Below are 21,019 nucleotides of genomic sequence, written 5' to 3'. Positions count from 1 at the left end.
TTCTGGAAGCCTTTCCGCCCTGGAGCAAGCCATGCAAGACCTCGATCCCGTCGAAACCCAGGAATGGCTGGACGCCCTGGAATCGGTTCTCGACAAAGAAGGCGAAGACCGTGCTCACTATCTGATGACCCGTATGGGCGAACTCGCGACCCGCAGCGGCTCGCAGCTCCCTTACGCCATCACCACGCCTTACCGCAACACCATCCCGGTAACCCACGAAGCACGCATGCCTGGCGACCTGTTCATGGAACGCCGCATTCGCTCGCTGGTACGCTGGAACGCGATGGCCATGGTAATGCGTACGAACCTGAAAGATTCTGACCTGGGTGGTCACATCTCCAGCTTCGCTTCCAGTGCGACCCTGTATGACATCGGCTTCAACTACTTCTTCCAGGCCCCGACCGACGAACACGGCGGCGACCTGATCTACTTCCAGGGCCACACCTCGCCAGGCGTTTACGCCCGCGCATTCATGGAAGGCCGCATCACTGAAGACCAGATGAACAACTTCCGCCAGGAAGTCGACGGTCAGGGCCTGTCGTCCTACCCGCACCCTTGGCTGATGCCTGACTTCTGGCAGTTCCCGACCGTATCCATGGGTCTGGGTCCGATTCAGGCGATCTACCAGGCACGCTTCATGAAGTACCTGGAACACCGCGGCTTCATCCAGCCGGGCAAACAGAAAGTCTGGTGCTTCCTGGGCGACGGCGAGTGCGACGAGCCGGAATCCCTGGGCGCGATCTCCCTGGCCGGCCGCGAGAAGCTGGACAACCTGATCTTCGTCATCAACTGCAACCTGCAGCGCCTCGACGGCCCGGTTCGCGGCAACGGCAAGATCATCCAGGAACTCGAAGGCGTGTTCCGTGGTGCTCAGTGGAACGTGACCAAAGTCATCTGGGGCCGTTTCTGGGACCCACTGCTGGCCAAAGACGTCGACGGCATCCTGCAACGTCGCATGGACGAAGTCATCGACGGCGAGTACCAGAACTACAAAGCCAAAGACGGCGCGTTCGTCCGTGAACACTTCTTCAACACGCCAGAACTCAAGGCGATGGTTGCTGATCTGTCCGACGACGAGATCTGGAAACTCAACCGTGGCGGCCACGACCCGTACAAGGTCTATGCGGCGTACCACGAAGCGGTCAACCACAAAGAACAACCAACCGTCATCCTCGCCAAGACCATCAAGGGTTATGGCACCGGTGCCGGCGAAGCGAAAAACACTGCGCACAACACCAAGAAAGTCGACGTCGACAGCCTGAAGTTGTTCCGCGATCGTTTCGACATCCCGGTCAAGGACGAAGAGCTGGAGAACCTGCCGTTCTTCAAGCCAGAGCCAAACAGCGCCGAAGCCCGCTACCTCAGCGAGCGTCGCACTGCACTGGGCGGCTTCGTGCCTCAGCGCCGCGCACAAAGCTTCAGCGTGCCGACGCCGGACCTGGACACCCTCAAGGCAATCCTTGATGGCTCCGGCGACCGTGAAATTTCCACCACCATGGCTTTCGTGCGGATCCTCGCGCAACTGGTCAAGGACAAGGAAATCGGCCCGCGCATCGTTCCGATCATCCCGGACGAAGCCCGTACCTTCGGTATGGAAGGCATGTTCCGTCAGCTGGGCATCTACTCGTCCGTCGGCCAGCTCTACGAGCCAGTCGATAAAGACCAGGTGATGTTCTACAAGGAAGACCAGAAAGGTCAGATCCTTGAAGAAGGCATCAACGAAGCAGGCGCCATGAGCTCGTTCATCGCTGCCGGTACTTCGTACTCCAGCCACAACCAGCCGATGCTGCCGTTCTACATCTTCTACTCGATGTTCGGCTTCCAGCGTATTGGCGACCTGGCCTGGGCCGCTGGCGACAGCCGTACCCGTGGCTTCCTGATCGGCGGCACCGCCGGCCGTACCACCCTGAACGGTGAAGGTCTGCAACACGAAGACGGTCACAGCCACCTGCTGGCCGCGACCATCCCGAACTGCCGCACCTACGATCCGACCTACGGCTACGAGCTGGCGGTGATCATTCAGGACGGCATGAAGAAGATGACCGAAGAGCAACAGGACATCTTCTACTACATCACCGTGATGAACGAGTCGTACCAGCAGCCAGCCATGCCGGCCGGTGCCGAAGAAGGCATCAAGAAAGGCATGTACCTGCTCGAAGAAGACACCCGCGATGCGGCGCACCACGTACAGCTGATGGGCTCCGGCACCATCCTGCGTGAAGTCCGTGAAGCGGCGAAGATTCTGCGTGAAGAGTTCAACGTTGGCGCTGACGTGTGGAGCGTTACCAGCTTCAACGAACTGCGTCGCGACGGCCTCGCTGTCGAGCGCAGCAACCGTCTGAAGCCTGGCCAGAAGCCTAAGCTGAGCTACGTCGAAGAGTGCCTGAACGGCCGTAAAGGTCCGGTCATCGCCTCTACCGACTACATGAAACTGTTCGCCGAGCAGATCCGTCAGTGGGTACCGTCCAAGGAATTCAAAGTCCTGGGCACCGACGGTTTCGGCCGCAGCGACAGCCGCAAGAAACTGCGTCATTTCTTCGAAGTCGACCGTCATTTCGTGGTGTTGGCAGCCCTGGAAGCACTGGCTGACCGTGGTGATATCGAACCTAAGGTGGTGGCTGAGGCCATCGTCAAGTTCGGCATCGACCCGGAAAAACGCAACCCACTGGACTGCTGAGGAGACATTTTGTGAGCGAACTCATTCGCGTACCTGACATCGGCAGCGGTGAAGGTGAAGTAATTGAACTGTTTGTGAAGGTCGGCGACCGTATCGAAGCCGACCAGAGCATCCTGACCCTGGAATCGGACAAGGCCAGCATGGAAGTGCCGGCCCCGAAAGCCGGCGTCATCAAGAGCCTGAAAGTGAAGCTGGGCGACCGTCTCAAAGAAGGCGACGAACTGCTTGAGCTGGAAGTCGAGGGCGCCGCTGAAGCGGCCCCTGCTCCGGCTGCTGCGCCGGCTGCAAAAGCTGAAGCCAAACCGGCTGCCGCTCCTGCAGCTGCCGCGCCAGCGGCTGCCCCTGCTGCCGCTTCGGTTCAGCAAGTGCACGTGCCGGACATCGGCTCGTCGGGCAAGGCGCAGATCATCGAGATTCAGGTCAAGGTCGGCGACACCGTCGAAGCTGATCAATCGTTGATCACTCTGGAATCCGACAAGGCGAGCATGGAAATCCCGTCGCCTGCCGCTGGCGTGGTCAAGGCCATCAGCGTCAAGCTCAACGACGAAGTCGGCACTGGCGACCTGATTCTGGACCTCGAAGTGGCGGGTGCTGCGGCCCCTGCTGCGGCCGCTCCGGCTCAGGCTGCTGCACCGGCCGCTGCCGCCGCGCCTGCTCCGGCAGCCGCGCCAGCAGCACCGGTTGCTGACAGTGTTCAGGACATCCACGTTCCGGACATCGGTTCGGCTGGCAAAGCCAAGATCATCGAAGTGTTGGTCAAGGCTGGCGACACCGTCGAAGCTGATCAATCGCTGATCACCTTGGAATCCGACAAGGCGAGCATGGAAATTCCATCGCCTGCCGCTGGCGTGGTGGAAAGCGTTTCCATCAAGCTGGATGACGAAGTCGGTACCGGCGACCTGATTCTGAAGCTGAAAGTCAAAGGCGCGGCTCCTGCTGCTGCCCCGGCGCCAGCTACCGCTGCTGCACCAAGTGCTCCTGCCGCTGCAGCTCCGGCTGCCGCAGCACCTGCACCTGCCGCCGCTCCAGCCGCCGCACCGGCCAAGCCGGGCGCGAAAGTTCACGCCGGCCCAGCCGTGCGTCAACTGGCCCGCGAGTTCGGCGTCGAGCTGAACGCTGTCGGTGCCAGCGGCCCGCACGGTCGTATCTTGAAAGAAGACGTGCAGGTTTACGTCAAAGCGATGATGCAGAAGGCCAAGGAAGCACCGGCCGCTGCTGCTGGCGCAACCGGTGGCGCGGGCATCCCGCCGATTCCGGTCGTCGATTTCAGCCGTTTCGGCGAAATCGAAGAAGTGCCGATGACTCGCCTGATGCAGATCGGCGCGTCGAGCCTGCACCGCAGCTGGCTGAACATCCCGCACGTGACTCAGTTCGATTCGGCTGATATCACCGAGCTGGAAGCGTTCCGCGTGGCGCAGAAAGCCGTTGCAGAGAAGGCCGGCGTCAAGCTGACCATCCTGCCGCTGCTGCTCAAGTCGTGCGCGCACATGCTCAAGGAGCTGCCGGACTTCAACAGTTCGCTGGCGCCAAGCGGCAAAGCGATCATCCGCAAGAAATACGTGAACATCGGCTTCGCCGTCGATACCCCGGATGGCCTGCTGGTACCGGTCATCAAGAACGTCGACCAGAAGAGCCTGCTGCAACTGGCAGCCGAAGCCGCTGCGCTGGCCGCCAAAGCCCGCGACAAGAAGCTCACCGCTGACGACATGCAAGGCGCCTGCTTCACCATTTCCAGCCTCGGCCACATTGGCGGCACCGGCTTTACGCCGATCGTCAACGCGCCGGAAGTGGCGATCCTCGGTGTTTCCAAGGCAACCATCCAGCCAGTCTGGGACGGCAAAGCCTTCCAGCCGAAACTGATGCTGCCGCTGTCGCTGTCCTACGATCACCGTGTGATCAACGGCGCCGCTGCCGCACGCTTCACCCAGCGTCTGGGCAGCCTGCTGGCGGACATTCGCACGATCCTGCTGTAACTCGATCGGCCCTCCGGCAACGGAGGGCCGATTGCTGCACCCTTTCGAGCGCCACACGCTCGTACCTCAACCCCGTCAGTTTGGCGGGGCTTTTTTTTGCCTGAAGAAAATCCTTTCTCGTCTTTTTCCCACAAGCTGCGCTGATTTCGGCCACAGCCCTGGTCGACTTGGCCCCGATCTTTTTTATTCAATACGCAACTAACCTAGGCGCAACCAATTCAACTAAGCAACACTTGCAAACTTACATATTTATTAAAATTCATTCGAATGGATTCGACATGTTAAAACCAACTATCGGCCCGATTATCGGCCACATTACAACTAATCACGCACGCATATTCATGCGTGGCGACCGGCAGAACAATGCATTGGTATTTGCCGGCGTACGTTATCGCGCCGCCGGTGCACAACCGTGGTCAAAAGGTAACTTTGCGCGCCTGAGCGAGTGGCGTGATATGTCGCATGTGTTCGCAATCAATAACTTGAGTAGCGATACCGAGTATGAATATCAGGCCGGCTGGTTCAGTCCGATGAGTCCCGTGCATACCCCGGACAGCGTCGCCGAACTGCCGCTGCAATGGCCGCGCGAGATTTATCGCCTGCGCACTCGTTCCAGCAAAGCCCGGCAGCCCAGAGCCTATATCGTCGGCTCCTGCCGCTATCTGCGCATGACCGCCGGCATCGCTTCCCTGCCACAACTGGGCGACCGGATCTTCGCGTCCATCAATCAGGTGATCGAAGGCATACAACCGCCGATCAGCGCAGTAATGATGACCGGCGACCAAATCTACGTCGACGATTTGAATCTGCTCGCACCCGATCGCGAATACAAAGATATCCTCAGCAAGTACCGCGCCGCGTTTTCCCAACCGAATATTCAACGTTTGATGTCGGGCACTTCGACTTACATGATTCTCGACGATCACGAAATCGAAGATAACTGGCCCGCCAATGCCAGCACATCCGACGACGACTTATACCGTAACGCCATGGCCGCTTATGATCTGTATCAGGCCAGTCATAGTCCGGCACATCCGCTGACAACTAACGGTGAAGTAGATCACTCGACACTTGAGCAATACTGGTATCAATTCAGCGACGGCGATATCGAATGGTTTGTGACTGACAGTCGTACCCGCCGCAACTTGTCAGCCGATGATCGACGCATCCTCGACGAGGCACAGGAACAGGCCCTGCTCAAATGGCTGAGCAACAGCACCGCGCGGGTCAAGTTCGTGGTCACCAGCGTGATGTTCTATCCGGACCGCAAGCTCCACGGCGATGACGCCTGGAAAGCCTTTCCCGAGCAGCGCCTGCGCCTGCTGGAGACCATCCGCACCCGACGCATCAAGAATGTCGTGTTCATCTCCGGAGACGTACATGGCTCGCTGACCGCTCGCTTGACCCACAGCGAAGACCCGGACTTCGAAGTCCACACCGTGGTCTCCTCGCCGCTGTGCAACAGCAAACTGCTGCCTTATGCCAAGGCGTCCACGTTCATTCTGAATCAGCCGCTGGTGCGCACGGCGGCGGGCGATTACCGGCATGAGCTGACCAGCACGGTGGTCAGTGAAGACAATTTCGCCCACATGGTGGTCGAGGCCGGGCAGATTCAGGTCAATTACCACGACCGCGATGGCAAACGCATGCAATCGATCAGCATTCCTCTGCGCTGAGTTTCCAGTCAAAGGACGCCGTTGCGGGGCACGAACCGCTCTGGAACGGCGTTCTTTCAATTCAACTGGATTACTTTTCAGCGCACGCTGGAGAAATGTTCAGTGCAGCCGACATATTCTTATAGCACTTGGCCTTCATCTCTCTTGTCAGTCGGTGCCGCAATGATGCAACCTTGCCGCAGGCAACAGTAAAGAGGGCGCGAGCCCGGCGCGTTCAGCATATTTCCAAGCGAGTTCCCTTCATGAAGAGCCAACCCGATGCCGCCAGCCGTATGGCGGCCGAGGTAGTGACGCAGTTGCCTGTGCCCTCGCGGCTCGGCATGCTGCGTTTCGAGCGCTTGAATGAAGCCAGTTGGGCCATGCTGTTTCTCGATCCCAACTGTGAACGCCAGTTCGGTCAGCCGGCTGTCGAGCTTTGCGCGCTGGTCGGCTCCCCCTACGCCAGCCTGATGGAACCCGAAGCGCGTTATCAACTGCACGACGCGATCCAGCAACAGCTGACCGCCAGCCCGCATTATCTGGTGCGATACACCCTGCACACCGCGGCCGGTGCGCTGAGCATTCTGGAACTGGGCGAAGCCTACAAACAACACAACCGTCATCTGCTGCGCGGCTATCTGCTGGCGGTCGATCACGTCTTCGACGAAGCGCCGCCACTGCCCTCCGTTGACCTCGAAACCCAGAATTCCCGCCTGCAGATCGCTCTGGAACTCAACCAGCGCGCCCAGCAGGAACAACTGCAGCACCTGGAGCGCGTACGCGCCCAGCAGGACCTGATTCTGCTGCTCGCGCGCCAGCGCTACAGCACGCACAACTCGCTGCAAGAAGCCGCCGAACTGATCACCCGCTGCGCCTGCGATATCTATGAGATCGACTGCGCCAGCCTGTGGAACCTCGAAGGCCAGCATCTGGTGCCGATCTCCGCGTATCACCGCGCGACCCAGGAGTACATTCTCCCGGACGTGATCGACATCAGCGGCTTTCCCGACTACATGGACGCCCTGCACGGCAGCCGCGCCATCGATGCGCACAATGCAATGCGTGACCCGCGTACCCGCGAGATGGCCGAGGCCCTGCGCCCGCGCGACGTCAACGCGATGCTCGACGCCAGCATCCGCGTCGACGGCCAGGTCGTCGGCGTACTGTGTCTGGAGCAGACCGGCGTCACCCGCGCCTGGCAGTCCGACGAAATCGCCTTTGCCGGGGAACTGGCCGACCAGTTCGCGCAAGTCATCAACAACCACAACCGCCGCACCGCCACCAGCGCCCTGCACCTGTTCCAGCGTGCGGTCGAGCAAAGCGCCAACGCGTTTTTGCTGGTCAATTGCGACGGCGTGGTCGAGTACGTCAATCCAAGTTTTACCGCGATCACCCAGTACACCACCGAGGAAGTCCACGGCCAGCGCCTGTCCGAGCTGCCGGCGCTGGAAAACCTCAGTGAATTGTTGTTCGACGCGCCCTCGGCGCTGGCCAAGAGCAACAGTTGGCAGGGCGAATTCAAGAGCCGCCGCAAGAACCTCGAACCGTACTGGGGCCAGTTGTCGATCTCCAAGGTCTACGGCGACAACCGTGAACTGACCCACTACATCGGCATCTACGAAGACATCACCCAGACCAAACTGGCGCAGCAGCGCATCGAGCGTCTGGCCTACACCGACAACCTGACCAACCTCGGCAATCGCCCGGCGTTTATCCGCAATCTGGACGAACGCTTCGCCCGCGATAGCGATACCCCGATCAGCCTGTTGCTGGTGGACATCGACAACTTCAAACGGATCAACGACAGCCTCGGTCACCAAACCGGCGACAAGCTGCTGATCAGTCTGGCCCGGCGTCTGCGCAATAGTCTGAGCCCGAGCGGCAGCCTCGCGCGCTTCGCCAGTAACGAGTTTGCGGTGCTGCTCGACGATACCGATCTGGCGACCGGCCAGCAGATCGCCAACCAATTGCTGGCGACGCTGGATAAACCGATGTTCGTCGACAACCAGTTGATCAGCGTTACCGGTTCGGTCGGCCTGGCCTGCGCGCCGCTGCACGGTCGCGACCCGCAAACCCTGATGCGTAACGCCGGTCTGGCGCTGCACAAGGCCAAGGCCAACGGCAAACATCAGGTGCAAGTCTTCACCGAAGCGCTGAATGCCGAGGCCAGTTACAAACTGTTCGTCGAGAACAACCTGCGTCGCGCCCTGACCCAGAACGAGCTGGACGTGTTCTATCAGCCCAAGCTGTGCCTGCGCAGCGGGCGTCTGCTGGGGATGGAAGCGCTGCTGCGCTGGAATCACCCGGAACGCGGCATGATCCGCCCGGACCAGTTCATCAGCGTCGCCGAAGAAACCGGCCTGATCATTCCGATCGGCAAGTGGATCGCCCGTCAGGCCTGCCGCATGAGCAAAGCGCTGACCGCTGCTGGGATGGGCAATCTGCAGGTGGCGATCAACCTGTCGCCGAAACAGTTCTCCGATCCGGATCTGGTCGCCTCCATCGCCAACATTCTCAAGGAAGAAGCGCTGCCGGCCAATCTGCTTGAACTGGAGCTGACCGAAGGCCTGCTGCTGGAAGCCACCGAAGACACGCACTTGCAGCTCGACCAGCTCAAGCGCCTCGGGCTGACGCTGGCCATGGACGACTTCGGCACCGGTTACTCGTCGCTGAGCTATCTGAAGAAATTCCCGATCGACATCATCAAGATCGATCGCAGCTTCATCCACGAAATCCCCGACAATCAGGACGACATGGAAATCACCTCAGCAGTGATCGCCATGGCCCACAACCTGAAACTCAAGGTCGTGGCGGAAGGCATCGAGACTGCCGAACAACTGGCGTTCCTGCGTCGGCATCGTTGCGACGTCGGCCAGGGTTACCTGTTCGACCGGCCGATCCCCGGCGCAGAACTCATTCAAGCGCTGAAACGCTACCCGCGCGGCCCGCTCTGCCTCTGATCACCACAAGCTGTTCCTCTAGAAGACACTCCCCCTGTGGGAGCGAGCCTGCTCGCGAAGACGGAGAGTCAGTCGACATCAACATTGCCTGACATACCGCTTTCGCGAGCAGGCTCGCTCCCACATTTGGATAGTGCGAAGTCGGGCATCATTGGGCACACTGGCGGTCTGACTTTTTACCTCCAACCTGACTGAGAGGAACGATCATGGTTCTGCGCTCGGAAATTCTGGTGAACAAAAACGTGCTCCCGACTAAAGAACAAGCTTTGCCCGGCCGCGAAACCGCGATGACCCTGCCTGAAAAGCACTTCGTTTTCGAAGAAACCCCACTGCTTGGCCCGTTTTTCCAGGACGTCGACTTTGCCATTTTCGGTCTGGGCTGCTTCTGGGGCGCCGAGCGCCGCTTCTGGCAGCGCGAAGGCGTGGTCAGCACGGTCGTCGGTTATGCCGGCGGTTTCACGCCGAACCCGACTTACGAAGAAGTCTGCTCGGGCCTGACCGGCCACGCGGAAGTGGTGCTGGTGGTGTATGACAAGGATAAAGTCAGCTACGAAGAGCTGCTGGCAATGTTCTGGGAACTGCACAACCCGACGCAGGGCATGCGTCAGGGCAATGACATCGGCACGCAGTACCGCTCGGTGATCTACGCGACCTCGCCTGAGCATCTGGATGCGGCGCTGAAAAGCAAAGCGACCTACCAGGCTGAGCTGTCGAAAGCAGGTCTGGGCGAAATCAGCACCGAGATCGAACAGGCTCCGACCGTGTACTTCGCCGAGACGTATCACCAGCAGTATCTGGCGAAGAATCCTGAAGGCTACTGCGGGATTGGCGGCACCGGCGTGTGCATGCCACCGAGCCTGGCGGGTAACTGACCCCGTCGACGGATCGTTCCCACGCTCTGCGTGGGAATGCCTCAATGGACGCTCTGCGTCCGCTGTTGGGACGCGGAGCGTCCCGGGCTGCGTCCCCACGCGGAGCGTGGGAACGATCAGTCAGTGATCAGCTCTCGGCAATCAACCAATCCATCTGCCACCCACCCTGGGTCTGCCCAAGCTTCTTCGACAACCACGGCAGCAACTCACGCAACTCTTCCTCCAGGCCCCACGGCGGATTGGCAATCGCCATGCCCGAGCCGTTCAGGCTGTTCGGCGTATCCAGCGGATGCACCAGCAGTTCCACGCGCAGCAACTTCGGCGCACCGGTACCGGCCAGATCCTGATAGAACCGACGCAACGCACGCTGGTCCTTCACCGGATACCAGATCGCCGCCACGGTTTGACGCATCCGGCCAATCGCCTCTTTCAACGACGCCGCACAACGCTGCATCTCGTCGAGCTGTTCGAAAGGCGGATCAATCAACATCACCGCACGCTTTTCCTGCACCGGCAACATCGCTCGAGCGACGTGCCAGCCTTCGCCAAGATGAACTTTGACCCGACGATCACCGGCCATGTTGTCCTTGAGCAGTACGCCGTCTTCCGGGTGCTTTTCGTTGAGCATCACCCGATCCTGCGGCCGCGTCAGACGCCGCGCCAGCTCCGGCGACCCCGGGTAATAGCGCAACTGGCCATCCGGGTTCATCTCGTGCAGCACCTTCATGTAGTCGGCGGTCAGCGCCGGCAGATCCGGCTGATCCCACAAGCGCGCGATACCTTCCAGGTACTCACCGGTACGGTTGGCCTGATCACCCTGCAAGTCATACAGACCGATGCCGGCGTGTGTGTCGAGATAGGCAAACGGCTGCTCCTTGCGCGACATCAGGGCGATGAGGCGGGTCAAGGTCAGGTGTTTGAACACATCGGCGTGATTGCCGGCATGGAAGGCGTGACGATAATTCATGGCTGCTCCTGCGAAGGGCGCAAAGTTTACCTTTTACCGGGCGGCAAGTCAGGGGTTCGCAGCCGAGCGGACAAAAGCCTTTCCCTCACCCTAGCCCTCTCCCGGAGGGAGAGGGGACTGACGGTGGTGATCTTGCGAGTTACATCGACCTGAATAATCGGCGTGATCTCAGGCTTGGCCAAGCGAAGTTCACCACTGAAGTCGCAAGTCGGCGTCCATCACCCAGACAACTCGGTCAGTCCCCTCTCCCTCTGGGAGAGGGCTAGGGTGAGGGGCTTTGCTTTTATGGCGTTAAACTGGCTAACCATGAACGACAGGAAGTCAAAAGCTCATGCGATATCTGATCATCTGCTTATTCAGCCTGCTTAGCCCATACCTCGCCCTTGCCGACGAAACCCACATTGAACAGGCACGCCAGACACTCAAAAACCATGGCCTGAGCCACTGCATTCTGGCGTCATTCAACGAACACTCCGCGCTTAAAAAAGACATTGCACTGTCCGCCAATGCCTATTCGTTCATGGGCACAGGCATGCATTCCATCCTGCAAAATGAAGACACACTGCAAGTACTGCACGACCCCTATAAAGAAACCAGAAACTACGTATTGACGGCTTACGAGCAGACACCTTCAAACAGCAAATACTCGAATGAAAAAGTCGTGTTTTTTGGCTGCCTGAAGGTCTACAACTCCGAGGCGTTCAACAGTTTTATCAACACTCAGGATGCGTACATTCCACCCATCAAAGTCAAAAGATCTTTCACCCTGCCACCACTCTCGCAGTGACAACGAAAAGACTATCCCAGCAACCCACCGCCTACCCGTTCATGAAAACCGCCGCAACTTGAAGGAATCGTCCGAGACCTTCACCCCGAAAACTCACTCTGACTCTGCCAGCAAAAACGCCAGCAACGCCAATCGCGACGATTCTTCCGACATTGAAACCTGAAAAAACCGCCTCACCTTGCAACGCAAAACTGCCTCTGGAAAGGCTTCGAAAAGTGTCGGATGTTCCTCGCTCAACCACTGCAACGCATTGGCCGTTCGAACGTCATTACCCTGCTGCGCCAGCACCGAAGCCGGCACCTGCCACCACGGAAATGCCCGCCCCGACACCTGCGCCCTGCCGCCAATTCCCAGCGCCTGACCATTGATCAAACAACGCCCGATCAGCGGAAACAGTTGTGCCGCATCCACCTTATCGGCCTGAAGAATCGGCAACAGAAAGCGCCCGTCCCAGAAACGGAAAAACACCGTTTTGCCGCCCGGCATCAGCACTTGGGTGAGACTGCGAAAGTGCGCCACCACCTCTTCAAGGCTTGCCGAAGACACCGCCAGCCATCCCCAATCCTGCGACTCGGTAGTGGCGACCCAATGCAGAAACTCACTGTCAGCGGCGACAATTCCCACGTAAGGCATCACCGCATCCCACTCGGCATAGATCGTCTCGGCCCAGATCGGACTCGCCATTTCTGGCCAGGCCTCAAGCGGCTTCGCCTCGCTGGCATTGCTGAACACCACGAACAATTGCTCGGATGCACTCAACGGTTCCCGCGCCAACCATTCGGCAGGCAAAAGAAAATCAGGCTGCACAGAGACCGTCCTTGCAACGTTCACACTCTTCGCAGAATGGCGCATCACCCTTGAGGCTCATGATTTGTGCGGCGGTCAGCATGGCTGCCGGCGCGGCGGTGAGTTTCTCCGGCAATCCCGGCGCCACAGGTGCGGCACTCATCGCCGCCATCGGTGCGCCGCCCACGACAATCGGCACGCTGCTGAAAATGCCGCCGGGACCGATGTTGATCCACTGCCCACCGGCCTGAATCGTCGCACTCGCCCCGCCATCAATGACCACTTGCTGACCGGCGCTGACGTGGAATTGCCCACTGGCGCTGATCGCCTGATTGCTCACGCGAATATGCCGGTCGCCGATCACGCTCAGATGGTCGTCCTGCTTCACTTCAGTCTGGCGCCGGCCGTGGGTGATGCGCTGCTCATCAGCCTTTAACTCATGGCGGGCGGTGCCGGTGACGACGATGCTGCGCTGGTTGTCGACCTGCACCTGTTGATCATTCATCACATGCTGCGTCCAGTTGCGCTGGGCGCGCAGGTAGATTTCCTCGGAGCCTTTGCGATCCTCGATGCGCAGTTCGTTGTAGCCGCCACCGCCGGGGCTGCTCTGAGTGCGGAAAATGCTGCGGGTCTTGTCCGCTGGCAGATCCAGCGGGATCGGTGTCGCGGCGTTGGGCAGGCAGCCCACGACCAAGGGTTTGTCAGCGTCGGCATCGATGAAGCCGACCAGCACTTCCATGCCGACTCGCGGAATCAGAACGCTGCCGTAACGGTCGTGGGCCCAATTAGTGGCAACGCGCAGCCAGCAACTGGAATGCTCGTTCAATTCTCCGTCGCGATCCCATGCGAGCTGCACCTTGACCCGGCCGTACTCGTCGCAGTGGATTTCAGTGTCTTTCGGCCCGGTCACAACAGCCGGTTGGTAACCGGGCATCCGTGGCTTTTCCGTCCCCAGCGACGGGCGAAAGAACACGTCCCACGGCGTGGCGAGAAAGGTATTACGGTAACCCTGGAAACCTTCCCCATCGCTGGTCACCGATTCCTCCAGCACTTGCGGCTGGCGGCCATGGTGTTCAACGGCAGTCAGCAGCCACAGGTCATTCCAGTCATGGCGCGGATGCTCGGTCAGTTGCAGGAAATGTCCGCAAACCAATGCGGATTCGTCGCTGATGCCTTCGGCCTGACGGTAATCGGCGACATGTCGCTCAAGTGCCCGCTGGGCGAGATGCTTGCCGGTTTCACGATCGTTGAAATTGCCAGGGAAGTGATAGTCCTCCAGCACTGGGCGCTGCTCAGCGTCGACACGACTTTCCAACTGCAGTCGCGGCTTGATGAAATTGTAATCGCGCCGGGTCACCACGCTGGTGCGGGTTTCCACCCGCACGTTGAAACGCTGAATCGCCCGCGCTCCGCCCGCCATGCCGCTGCCCGGCAGATATACCGTCGACTCAGCCAGACGTGGAAACACCGTCTGGTCGTCGCCGAACACCAATAGATGGCCTTCGGGACTGTGCTGGAAGTGGTAGTGAATGCCGACCTCTGCACACAACCGCTGAATGAAGGCCAGATCACTCTCGGCGTATTGCACGCAATACTCGCGCACCGGGTATTCGCTGCCGAGGCGAAATTCGAAGGCATCACGCAAGATCGAATGATCCTTGAGGACTTGCGCGACAATCTGCGGAACCGTCAGATGCTGGAAGATCCGCTGATTGATCCGTTGCCCGAGGTACGTCAGACGCGGAACGAGACTGACATGATAGCGCGTCAGACGTTTCCCGGAATCGCCCTGCCCGACCTGATAAATCTGACCATGGATACCGGAACCCTGCGCATCCAGGCGCAGAAACGCCTGACAGTGCAGCAGGCTTTCAAGGTCCAGATCCGGCCGCTCGCTGACCAGTTCCAGCTCGAAGCGGAACGGTTGGCTGATGGCTTCCTTGCCCGTGAACTCAAGGACCTTGAGGTCATGCTGGGCGCCTTCGAGGGTCAACGTGAAACGCGGTTGATTGGCAGGCGCGAACATCCGATGTCTCTCTGCAAAATGAAGGGCGGGCGATTCTGCATGAGGGGCAAGGGGTGATGAGTGGGTGACGGAAAAATCAGATTTGCCCTACCTTCATTGACGAAAAACCCTGCAAAAATCGGCGCCTTCAACTACAGACAAATCCTCCAAAACCACCACCGACCCCCTGTAGGAGTGAGCCTGCTCGCGATAGCGGTCTGACATTCAGCATTGATGTCGACTGACACACCACTATCGCGAGCAGGCTCACTCCTACAGGGGAGCACGGTGAATCAGAGAAATCGCAGGCACAAAAAAACGGCCCGCCTCCTGTAGGAAACGGGCCGTTTTCCGGTGAGCTTCAGCTCAGAACAATTACTTGTTCAGGTGGAAATCTTTTTCCGCCGCTTCGAAGCGCTGCACCATGCCTCTGGTCGGCTCGCCCATCTTGCTGACGATGTAGATGGCCAGGCTGGCGAAGATGAAGCCCGGGATGATTTCGTACAGACCCAGCAGTTCGAAATGCTTCCAGACCACCACGGTGATCGCGCCGACCAGAATACCGGCCAGTGCGCCGTCGCGGGTCATTTCTTTCCAGATAACCGAGATCAGCACAACCGGACCGAACGCAGCACCGAAACCGGCCCAGGCGTAGGACACCAGACCCAGTACGCGGTTTTCCGGGTTGGCTGCCATCGCGATCGCGATCAGCGCAACCAACAGCACCATGGCGCGGCCGACCCAGACCAGTTCAACCTGGGAGGCGGATTTACGCAGGAAGGTTTTGTAGAAGTCTTCGGTCAGGGCGCTGGAGCACACCAGCAACTGGCAGCTCAGGGTGCTCATTACAGCGGCGAGAATCGCCGACAGCAGCACACCGGCAATCCATGGATTGAAGAGGATCTTGGCCAGTTCGATGAACACACGTTCATGGTTCTCGGTGACTGGGCCGGCAACTTCCGGGTGTGCCGAGAAGTAAGCAATACCGAAGAAACCCACGGCCACGGTGCCGCCCAGGCACAGGATCATCCAGGTCATGGAGATGCGACGGGCGTTGGCAATCGACTTCACCGAATCCGCCGCCATGAAACGCGCGAGGATGTGCGGCTGACCGAAGTAGCCCAGACCCCAACCCATCAGCGAGATGATGCCGATGAAGGTCGTGCCTTTGAGCATGTCGAAGTTGCTTGGATCATTGGCTTCGATGGCCAGGAACGTGGTGTCGACGCCGCCAGTGGCCAGCAGGACGATGATCGGCGTAAGGATCAGCGCGAAAATCATCAGCGTGGCTTGTACGGTGTCAGTCCAGCTCACCGCGAGGAAGCCGCCAACGAAGGTGTAGGCAATCGTCGCCGCAGCACCGGCCCACAACGCTGTCTCGTAAGACATGCCGAAGGTGCTTTCAAACAGACGGGCGCCAGCCACGATGCCGGAGGCACAGTAAATGGTGAAGAACACCAGGATCACGATCGCCGAAATGATGCGCAGCAGGCCGCTTTTGTCTTCGAAACGGCTGGAGAAGTAGTCCGGCAGGGTCAGGGCATCGCCGTTGTGTTCGGTCTGCACACGCAGACGGCCGGCAACGAACAGCCAGTTCAGGTAGGCACCGACGATCAGGCCGATGGCGATCCAGCTTTCGGACAGACCGGACATGTAGATGGCGCCCGGCAGGCCCATCAACAACCAGCCGCTCATGTCGGAAGCACCGGCAGACAGCGCGGTGACGACGCTGCCGAGGCTGCGACCACCGAGAATATAGTCAGACAGGTTATTGGTGGAGCGATAGGCCATGAAGCCGATCAGCACCATTGCTGCGATGTAGATCACGAACGTGATCAGTGTTGGATTGCTTACGCTCATTAAGTTACGCCCTGGCTTTGTTTTTATGTAGCAGCGGTGATGAACCGCGCGCAAACGATGACGTTTGGCAGACGATTCGCGATCCCGCGCATTTAGGACTGATGTTTCCCCAGGAAAGCCACCAGCCGATGCACCGGGTTATCCCGGTTGCACCTAGGGCGCGAATGCTATGCAACAAACCAAAAAAGGTGCAACCAGTTTCGCGCGAATTAGTTGCACCTAGTCGGATATTCCGAGAAACAGGCAGTTTTTGCTCCCTTTTAGCGCAGTCAAAGCGCATTGCTAGAAGCAAAAGCACCAAGCAAGTGCGGCACTTCCGTACCAGAAAATAATTCCTGACGAAGCGTTTATTTTTCCGACAAAAAAAGGGTTGCACCCGGTTGCACCTCTTTCGGCGCACGGCTAATCTTGCCGCCAGCTGATGCCACGCAACTGTGGCAACCATGAGGATAAAAATATGGCTACCACCACCCTTGGGGTCAAACTCGATGACCCGACCCGCGAGCGCCTGAAGGCGGCCGCGACCTCGATTGATCGCACACCGCACTGGCTGATCAAGCAGGCAATTTTCAATTACCTGGAAAAACTCGAGGGTGGTGCAACCCTGACCGAGCTGAACGGTTTGACCGCCAAGGACGCCGATGAGGCGGGCGAAGTCCACACCGATCACGCCCACCAATGCTTCCTCGAATTTGCTGAAAGCATCCTGCCGCAGTCCGTACTGCGCGCTTCGATCACCGCCGCTTACCGTCGCCCTGAGCCGGAAGTGGTACCGATGCTGATCGAGCAGGCTCGCCTGCCGGTCGCCATGGCTGAAGCCACCAACAAACTCGCCGCCTCCATTGCGGAAAAACTGCGTAACCAGAAAAGTGCCGGCGGTCGTGCAGGCATTGTTCAGGGTCTGCTGCAGGAATTTTCCCTGTCGTCCCAGGAAGGCGTGGCGCTGATGTGCCTCGCCGAAGCGCTGCTGCGCATCCCGGACAAAGGCACTCGCGATGCACTGATCCGCGACAAGATCAGCACTGGCAACTGGCATCCGCACTTGGGCAACAGCCCTTCGCTGTTCGTCAACGCGGCCACTTGGGGGCTGCTGCTGACCGGCAAACTGGTCTCGACGCACAACGAAGCTGGCCTGACCTCTTCGCTGAGCCGCATCATCGGCAAGAGCGGCGAGCCGATGATCCGCAAGGGCGTCGACATGGCCATGCGCCTGATGGGCGAACAGTTCGTCACCGGCGAAACCATCGCCGAAGCCTTGGCCAACGCGAGCAAGTTCGAAGCCAAGGGCTTCCGTTATTCCTACGACATGCTCGGTGAAGCGGCACTGACCGAACACGATGCGCAGAAGTACCTGGCGTCGTACGAACAAGCCATTCACTCGATCGGCAAAGCGTCCCACGGCCGTGGGATTTATGAAGGCCCGGGCATTTCCATCAAGTTGTCGGCACTGCACCCGCGTTACAGCCGTGCGCAGTACGAGCGTGTGATGGACGAGCTGTACCCGCGCCTGCTGTCGCTGACCCTGCTGGCCAAGCAATACGACATCGGTCTGAACATCGACGCCGAAGAAGCCGACCGTCTCGAACTGTCACTGGATCTGCTTGAGCGCCTGTGCTTCGAGCCGCAGCTGACCGGCTGGAACGGCATCGGTTTCGTCATCCAGGCTTACCAGAAGCGTTGCCCGTACGTGATCGACTACGTGATCGATCTGGCTCGCCGCAGCCGTCATCGCCTGATGATCCGTCTGGTGAAAGGCGCCTACTGGGACAGCGAAATCAAGCGCGCCCAGGTCGAAGGCCTGGAAGGCTATCCGGTCTATACCCGCAAGGTGTACACCGACGTTTCCTACATCGCTTGCGCACGCAAACTGCTGTCGGTGCCGGAAGTCATCTATCCGCAGTTCGCCACGCACAACGCCCACACCCTGTCGGCGATTTACCACATTGCCGGTCAGAACTATTACCCGGGCCAGTACGAATTCCAGTGTCTGCACGGCATGGGCGAACCGCTCTACGAGCAGGTTGTAGGCAAAGTTTCCGAAGGCAAGCTGAACCGTCCGTGCCGCGTGTACGCGCCGGTCGGTACCCACGAGACGCTGCTGGCGTACCTCGTACGTCGCTTGCTGGAAAACGGCGCGAACACTTCGTTCGTCAACCGCATCGCCGACCAGTCGATCTCGATTCAGGAGCTGGTGGCCGATCCGGTGGCGCAGATCGAGCAGATGGCGACCGTGGAAGGTGGATTCGGCCTGCCGCACCCGCGCATCCCGCTGCCGCGTGATCTGTACGGTGCCGAACGCGCCAACTCCAGCGGCATCGACATGGCCAACGAACATCGCCTGGCTTCGCTGTCCTGCGCTTTGCTCGCCACTGCCCACACCGACTGGAAAGCGGCGCCGATGCTCGGTTGCGCGTCCAGCACTGAAACCCCGGCAGCGGTGCTGAACCCGGCGGATCACCGCGATGTGGTGGGTCACGTTCAAGAAGCCACGGTTGAAGACGTCGACAACGCCATTCAATGCGCGCTGAACGCTGCGCCGATCTGGCAGGCCACCCCGCCCGCCGAACGTGCAGCGATTCTGGAACGTGCCGCTGACTTGATGGAAGGCGAGATCCAGCCGCTGATGGGCCTGCTCGCTCGTGAAGCCGGCAAGACCTACGCCAACGCCATCGCCGAAGTCCGCGAAGCCGTCGACTTCCTGCGTTATTACGCAGTGCAGGCTCGCAACGATTTCAGCAACGACGCCCACCGCCCATTGGGCCCAGTCGTATGCATCAGCCCGTGGAACTTCCCGCTGGCAATCTTCAGCGGCCAAGTCGCTGCGGCATTGGCTGCCGGTAACCCGGTATTGGCCAAGCCTGCCGAGCAAACTCCGCTGGTGGCCGCGCAAGCCGTGCGCTTGCTGCTCGAAGCCGGGATTCCGGAAGGCGTGCTGCAACTGCTGCCGGGTCGCGGTGAAACCGTCGGCGCCGGTCTGGTTGGCGATGAGCGCGTCAAAGGCGTGATGTTCACCGGTTCCACTGAGGTCGCGCGTCTGCTGCAACGCAACATCGCCGGCCGTCTCGACAACCAGGGCCGTCCGATTCCGCTGATCGCCGAAACCGGTGGCCAGAACGCGATGATCGTCGATTCGTCGGCTCTGACCGAGCAAGTGGTGATCGACGTCGTTTCCTCGGCCTTCGACAGCGCTGGTCAGCGTTGCTCGGCGCTGCGCGTACTGTGCCTGCAGGAAGATTCCGCCGATCGCGTCATCGAAATGCTCAAAGGTGCCATGGCTGAAAGCCGTCTCGGCAACCCTGAGCGCCTGTCCGTGGACATCGGCCCGGTGATCGACGCCGAAGCCAAGGCTGGCATCGACAAGCACATCCAGGGCATGCGCGACAAAGGTCGCAACGTGTACCAAGTGGCGATTGCCGACACTGAAGAAGTCAAACGCGGCACCTTCGTCATGCCGACCCTGATCGAACTGGAAAGCTTTGACGAGCTGCAACGCGAGATCTTCGGTCCGGTGCTGCACGTGGTGCGCTACAAGCGCAAAGAGATCGATCAACTGATCGGCCAGATCAACGCTTCCGGCTACGGCCTGACGCTGGGCGTGCACACCCGGATCGACGAGACCATCGCCAAGGTGATCGACAACGTCAACGCCGGTAACGTCTACGTTAACCGCAACATCGTTGGTGCCGTGGTCGGCGTGCAGCCATTCGGCGGCGAAGGTCTGTCGGGTACTGGCCCGAAAGCCGGTGGCCCGCTGTACCTGTACCGCTTGCTGTCGACGCGGCCTACCGACGCCATCGAACAATCCTTCGCTCGCGGTGATGCTGTTGTCGCCCCGGACGTTCGCCTGCGCGATGCCATGAGCAAACCGTTGAACGCGCTGAAAGCCTGGGCTGAAAGCAACAAGTACGCCGACCTGAGCACTCTGTGCGTGCAGTACGCTGCGCAATCGCAGAGCGGCATTACCCGTACGCTGGCCGGCCCGACCGGTGAGAAGAACAGTTACGCGATCCTGCCGCGTGAGCACGTGCTGTGCCTGGCGGAGGTTGAAGGTGATCTGCTGACGCAACTGGCTGCGGTATTGGCCGTAGGCGGTTCGGCGGTATGGCCGGAGTCCGACATCAGCAAGGCCTTGTTCGCACGCCTGCCGAAGGACATTCAGGCGCGGATCAAGCTGGTTGCTGACTGGAACAAGGATGAGGTGGTGTTCGATGCGGTTCTGCATCACGGCCATTCCGACCAGTTGCGCGGCGTTTGCCAGCAGATTGCCAAGCGTGCCGGCGCGATTGTTGGGGTTCAGGGCTTGTCCCAGGGCGAGACCAATATTGCCCTGGAGCGTCTGGTGATCGAGCGGGCGTTGAGCGTTAACACTGCTGCGGCGGGTGGTAATGCCAGCTTGATGACAATCGGCTAAACCGCTGTAAATCCAGGCGACCGCAATGGTCGCCTGGAATGTAAACCCCTGTAGGAGTGAGCCTGC

Annotated in this window: 11 protein-coding genes; 7 read left to right on the top strand and 4 right to left on the bottom strand. The window is 59.7% G+C overall.

Going from position 1 to position 21,019, the window contains the following annotated elements; translation table 11 throughout:
* The first annotated feature begins 31 nt into the window (after positions 1-31).
* From aceE to msrA, 5 genes are all read left to right on the top strand, one after another.
* Complete coding sequence (gene aceE / locus PspS49_RS02365; RefSeq protein ID WP_007915682.1) at positions 32-2,677, top strand: pyruvate dehydrogenase (acetyl-transferring), homodimeric type; 2,646 nt, start codon at positions 32-34, stop codon at positions 2,675-2,677.
* A gap of 11 nt (positions 2,678-2,688) precedes the next feature.
* The gene (aceF, locus tag PspS49_RS02360; RefSeq protein ID WP_127925568.1) at positions 2,689-4,650 is read left to right on the top strand and encodes a dihydrolipoyllysine-residue acetyltransferase; all 1,962 of its coding nucleotides are present in this window, start codon (positions 2,689-2,691) and stop codon (positions 4,648-4,650) included.
* Positions 4,651-4,928: 278 nt separating this feature from the next.
* The gene (locus PspS49_RS02355) at positions 4,929-6,326 is read left to right on the top strand and encodes an alkaline phosphatase D family protein (protein WP_160037978.1); all 1,398 of its coding nucleotides are present in this window, start codon (positions 4,929-4,931) and stop codon (positions 6,324-6,326) included.
* Between the two features lie 242 nt (positions 6,327-6,568).
* Entirely contained in the window at positions 6,569-9,265 is a 2,697-nt protein-coding gene (locus PspS49_RS02350) for a GGDEF and EAL domain-containing protein (protein ID WP_127925566.1), read from the top strand.
* A 206-nt stretch (positions 9,266-9,471) separates the two neighbouring features.
* Complete coding sequence (msrA, locus tag PspS49_RS02345; protein WP_127925565.1) at positions 9,472-10,137, top strand: peptide-methionine (S)-S-oxide reductase MsrA; 666 nt, start codon at positions 9,472-9,474, stop codon at positions 10,135-10,137.
* A gap of 127 nt (positions 10,138-10,264) precedes the next feature.
* Here msrA and rlmJ read toward each other — a convergent pair whose 3' ends face one another.
* Positions 10,265-11,104, bottom strand: coding sequence for a 23S rRNA (adenine(2030)-N(6))-methyltransferase RlmJ (gene rlmJ, locus PspS49_RS02340; RefSeq protein WP_007915674.1), 840 nt, complete (start codon positions 11,102-11,104; stop codon positions 10,265-10,267).
* 331 nt (positions 11,105-11,435) lie between these two features.
* On the opposite strand from rlmJ, the gene PspS49_RS02335 reads away from it, so the two are divergent.
* The gene (locus PspS49_RS02335) at positions 11,436-11,891 is read left to right on the top strand and encodes a hypothetical protein (RefSeq protein WP_137219307.1); all 456 of its coding nucleotides are present in this window, start codon (positions 11,436-11,438) and stop codon (positions 11,889-11,891) included.
* A 93-nt stretch (positions 11,892-11,984) separates the two neighbouring features.
* Here PspS49_RS02335 and PspS49_RS02330 read toward each other — a convergent pair whose 3' ends face one another.
* The 3 genes from PspS49_RS02330 to putP form a co-directional block, all read right to left on the bottom strand.
* Positions 11,985-12,698 (bottom strand): DUF4123 domain-containing protein, encoded by a 714-nt coding sequence (locus PspS49_RS02330; RefSeq protein ID WP_160037976.1) that lies wholly within the window; start codon positions 12,696-12,698, stop codon positions 11,985-11,987.
* Positions 12,688-14,703 (bottom strand): type VI secretion system tip protein VgrG, encoded by a 2,016-nt coding sequence (locus tag PspS49_RS02325; RefSeq protein WP_160037974.1) that lies wholly within the window; start codon positions 14,701-14,703, stop codon positions 12,688-12,690. Before PspS49_RS02325 ends, PspS49_RS02330 begins: the two co-directional genes overlap by 11 nt.
* Before the next feature lie 354 nt (positions 14,704-15,057).
* Positions 15,058-16,542 (bottom strand): sodium/proline symporter PutP, encoded by a 1,485-nt coding sequence (gene putP, locus PspS49_RS02320; RefSeq protein ID WP_160037972.1) that lies wholly within the window; start codon positions 16,540-16,542, stop codon positions 15,058-15,060.
* A 457-nt stretch (positions 16,543-16,999) separates the two neighbouring features.
* Between putP and putA the strand changes: the two genes are divergently transcribed.
* Complete coding sequence (gene putA, locus PspS49_RS02315; RefSeq protein WP_160037970.1) at positions 17,000-20,953, top strand: trifunctional transcriptional regulator/proline dehydrogenase/L-glutamate gamma-semialdehyde dehydrogenase; 3,954 nt, start codon at positions 17,000-17,002, stop codon at positions 20,951-20,953.
* Positions 20,954-21,019 lie beyond the last annotated feature (66 nt).

Origin of the sequence: Pseudomonas sp. S49 (assembly GCF_009866785.1) — a bacterium.
GTDB lineage: Bacteria > Pseudomonadota > Gammaproteobacteria > Pseudomonadales > Pseudomonadaceae > Aquipseudomonas.
This window is presented reverse-complemented; position numbering and strand designations above follow the sequence as displayed.